This window comes from Bacteroides coprosuis (genome assembly GCF_020741705.1).
Taxonomy (GTDB): Bacteria; Bacteroidota; Bacteroidia; order Bacteroidales; family Bacteroidaceae; genus Bacteroides_E; species Bacteroides_E coprosuis.
In genome coordinates, this window is the sequence record NZ_DYYK01000151.1 from 1 (window position 1) to 4,677 (window position 4,677).

At 35.2% G+C, this 4,677-nt stretch carries 1 protein-coding gene; it reads left to right on the forward strand.

What is annotated here, in order from left to right; genetic code table 11:
* The first annotated feature begins 131 nt into the window (after positions 1 to 131).
* The gene (cas9, locus tag K8V80_RS09250) at positions 132 to 4,646 is read left to right on the forward strand and encodes a type II CRISPR RNA-guided endonuclease Cas9 (RefSeq protein WP_276777282.1); all 4,515 of its coding nucleotides are present in this window, start codon (positions 132 to 134) and stop codon (positions 4,644 to 4,646) included.
* Positions 4,647 to 4,677 lie beyond the last annotated feature (31 nt).

The window sequence follows — 4,677 nt, forward strand, 5'->3', positions numbered from 1 at the left end:
TTCACAACGGAATAATCCTTATTGTGAATTGCTTCAAAACATTTACAATATAGTAATTTATTTTGATAATCAAAAGGTTTAATAAGTAATTTTTATTAAATTGAGATTCATAATACTTTAAATGAACTACTATGAAAAAGGTTTTGGGACTAGATATAGGCACAAATAGTGTGGGTTGGGCTGTAGTAAATCAAAATGACAAGGGTGAATTCCTTAGTATTGAAAAAATAGGAAGTCGCATCATTCCCATGTCACAAGATGTTATGGATAAATTTGGCGCAGGTCAAACAGAATCAAGCACAGCTCAGCGAACTCAATATCGAGGAGTGCGTAGATTGCGTGAACGCTCTTTATTGAGGAGAGAACGTTTGCATAGAGTGCTTCATATCTTGCACTTTTTACCACAGCATTACGATGCAGCAATAGGTTGGAATAAAAAAGAAAATAAAACATATGGCAAATTTCTTCCTGGTGTGGAAGTGAATATCCCTTGGGTAGCCACAGATCAAGGTCATCAATTCATTTTTATGGATTCATATGCCGAGATGCTAAAGGATTTAAAGCAGCATCAACCTCATCTTTTTGAGAAGAGCTCAACACCCGTTCCCTTGGATTGGACTATTTATTACCTTCGAAAGAAAGCACTTACTCAAGCCATTTCAAAAGAAGAACTAGCGTGGATATTATTAAACTTCAATCAAAAAAGAGGCTATTATCAGTTGAGAGGTGAAGAGGTGGAAGATAACACGAAGAGAGAGGAGTTCTATGCTCTTAAAGTTGTAAAAGTAGAGTTGGATAAAGATAACACTTCTGCTAAGACTTGGTATAAAGTGCATCTTGAAAATGGCTTTATATATCCATGTCCCAGTGATACACCTATAGACAATTGGGTAGGGATGGTAAAAGATTTTATTGTAACTACTACTTTAGAGAAAGATGGCTCAGAAAAAAGAACGGCTGATGGTGAGATTAAACGAAGTTTTCGGGCTCCTAAAGAAGATGATTGGACACTTTTAAAAAAGAAGACTGAAAGTGAACTAGAGAAAAGTGGAAAGCAGGTAGGAGCTTTTATTTATGATACCTTATTGTCCAACCCCGATCAGAAAATTATTGGAGGGTTAATAAAGACCATTGAACGTAAATACTATAAAAAAGAGCTAGAACAAATATTAGAGACTCAACAGAAATTTATAGCGGAACTATCTGATAAAAAACTATTCCAAGCTTGTGCTGAAGAGCTCTATCCTTTAAATGATAGCCACAGAGAGAATCTTCTCGAAAGAGATTTTAAACATCTATTTGTACAAGATATTATCTTTTATCACCGACCACTTAAAACGAAGAAATCTTTAATATCCAATTGTACGTATGAATACAGAACCTTCTATAAGAATGGTGAAAAACAGATTTCTCCTATCAAATGTATTGCCAAATCCAATCCTTTATTTCAAGAGTTTAGGGTATGGCAGTTTGTGCAAAACTTAAGAATTCTTCAACGTCAACGCTCAGAGGGTGATAGTATCAAATATAACGTAGATGTAACTGCTGAGTTTTTGAAAGATGAGAACGATATAGCCAATTTATTTACTTGGCTTAACGAACGAAAAGTAATTAAGCAAGACCAGTTATTAAAGTCTTATTTTAAGCTGAAAGTAAATAAAGAAACAAAGGAGCTTGATTATCGTTGGAATTATGTAGATGATAAAAACAAAGAGTATCCTTGTAATGCAACACGCACCCATATCTTGTCTTTCCTAGAGAAATGCAAAGAAGAAAAAAGGATTGAAGATGATCGTTTTGTCTACTCGCTCTGGCATTTATTGTACTCGGTGGTAGAGCCCATAGAGCTTAGAGGGGCTTTGGCTAAATTCGCTGAACGAGAGCATCTTCATCCCTCGTTTGTTGATGTGTTCGCTCAGTTTCCTCCTTTAGAAAAAGAATACGGTTCCTACTCCGAAAAAGCAATTAAACGCCTTCTTCCATTAATGAGAATGGGCGATTATTGGCACGAGGATAAGATTGATGTGAAGACGAAGCAGCGTATTCAAAGGATAATTGATGGTGAAGCAGATGATGATATTACTCATCGCTCACGAGAGAAAGTTGAGAACTTGCGAAGTATCACAGACTTTAAGGGACTTCCTTTGTGGAAAGCTGGATATGTGGTTTATAATCGTCACTCTGAAAGTGGTGAACTTACAAAATGGAAAACACCCCATGAACTCTCTAATTATATTCAAAATGAGTTTAAACAATATTCATTGCGTAATCCTATTGTAGAACAAATTGTTCTCGAAACTTTGCGTGTAGTACACGATTTATGGGTTAAGCACGGAGATTTTAGTGAAATCCATCTAGAGTTGGGTAGAGATATTAAAAACTCATCGGATAAGCGTAAACGAATGGTAGAACGTCAGCAGGAGAATGAAAATTCTCGTCAGAGAGTATTAGAAATGTTGATCGACTTAAAGAAAGAGGCTGCATTTGCCGATTTAAATCCATATTCTCCTTCACAGCAAGAGAAATTGAGAATAGTAGAAGATGGTGTCCTTCGTTCTAATATAGAGATTCCCAAGGATATTGAAAAAATTACGAAGTCTGCCAAACCTACTTCACGAGAACTAACGAAATATAGATTATGGTTGGACCAAAAATATCGTTCTCCTTATACAGGACAGCCTATTTCTCTAGCCCAGCTATTTACATCTAAATACGAGATAGAGCACGTTATTCCTCAAGCAAAATATTTTGATGATTCCTTTACAAACAAAGTAATCTGTGAGTCGGAAGTCAATAAAGAAAAAGGGTCTATGCTGGCTCACGAATTTATATTAAAGAATGGTGGCTCAACAGTCAATGTAGGAGGAAAACAAGTCCAAGTTTTAAAAAATGATGCTTATGTAGAACTAATTAATCGTCTTTATGGAAAGAATAACCCTGTAAAAGCAAAAAAACTTTTAGCTGAAGATATCGACGAAGTTGTGGGCGACTTTAGCGAACGCCAGTTAAATGATACTCGATATATCAGTAGGGTAGTTCAAAAACTACTATCAAATATTGTAAGGGAAGAGGATGAACAAGAAAGCACATCAAAACATGTGATTGGTTGTTCTGGACAAGTTACCACAGCCTTGAAAAAGGATTGGGGATTGAATGATATTTGGAATAAAATTATTCAACCTCGCTTTGAAAGGTTAAATGAGATGACGGCTACAGAAGATTATGGAGTGTGGCAAAGTCCTAACCATTTTCAAATACGTGTGCCCGAAGAAATTCAAAAGGGTTTTACGAAGAAGCGTATTGACCATCGTCATCATGCTATGGACGCTTTAGTAATAGCTTGTGCTACACGAAGTCATATTAACTATATCAGTAACCGATCTGGCCAAGATAGAAATGCTAAGTTTGAGACTACTCGCACTGATTTACGCAGTAAGCTTTGTTATAAAGAGAATAGCAGTGGAAACAACTACAACTATATTTTCAATAAGCCTTGGGACACTTTCACTCAAGATGCTCACAGAGCTTTGGAAAATATCGTAGTTAGTCACAAACAGAATTTACGAGTTCTTACAAAGACCAATAACTACACCCAGTTTATTAATGAGGACGGAAAAAAAGATCTCCAGAAGCAAGTCAAAGGTGATCATTTTGCTGTGCGTAAACCGATGCATCAAGAGACTATTTACGGAAGAGTAAGTATTCGTTCAATCAAAGAGGTAGCGTTGAAAAAAGCTCTCGAAAACTGGAAACAGATTGTGGATAGAACGCTTAAAGATAAAATTAGAGAGTTAATTGGGGCGTATGGCAAGTATGATGCTCAGACTATTCTAAAGTATTTTAAGGATAGAGATTATAAATTCAATAATCTAAAAATAAATAGAGTTGAAGTTTATGAATATGATCATAATTGTGCTGCCGTAAGAAAGTCCATAGGAGATGATCTAACTATAAAACAGATTGAAAGAATAACGGATGAAAGCATTAGAAAAATTCTAATGAATCATTTATCAAACTATGATGATAATCTTAAAGAAGCATTTTCTCCAGAAGGTTTGATGGAAATGAATAAGAATATCAAAGAATTAAATGGAGGTAAAAATCATCAGCCTATTTATAAGGTTCGATTATTTGAGGACTTAGGCTCTAAGTTTCCATTAGGAGTAAGTCATAACAATCCTGATAAATATGCTATTGCAGCAAAAGGAACTAACCTGTTTTTTGGAATATACGAAGACCAAGAAGGAAAACGTGTGTTTGATAGCATCCCTTTAAATATTGTTATTGATAGATTGAAAGAGAAAAAATCTCCAGTACCAGAGACGTATAATGAATCGAAATTGAAATTCCATTTGTCTCCCAATGATTTGGTCTATGTCCCAACAGATGAGGAGCAGAAGCAACCCGAGTTGGTAGATGTAGCTCATCTGTCGGACGAACAAAAAGGAAGAGTTTATAAGGCTGTTTCGTTTACGGGTAATAGAGCTTATTTTATAAATCATCGAATTTCTAGTGTAATACGCGATTCAATGGAGTTTGGTAAATTAAATAAAATAGAAAATGATGATGATAAACGTAGTTTAAAGCATATTTGTTGGAAACTAAAAGTGAACCGATTAGGAGAAATAACCGATGTAAAAAGATAATATTATGATTAAGAAAACGCTCTATTTTGGC

Excerpts from the sequence above, each read along its gene's own strand:
- cas9 (WP_276777282.1), top strand. The coding sequence starts at position 132 with ATGAAAAAGGTTTTGGGACTAGATATAGGCACAAATAGTGTGGGTTGG.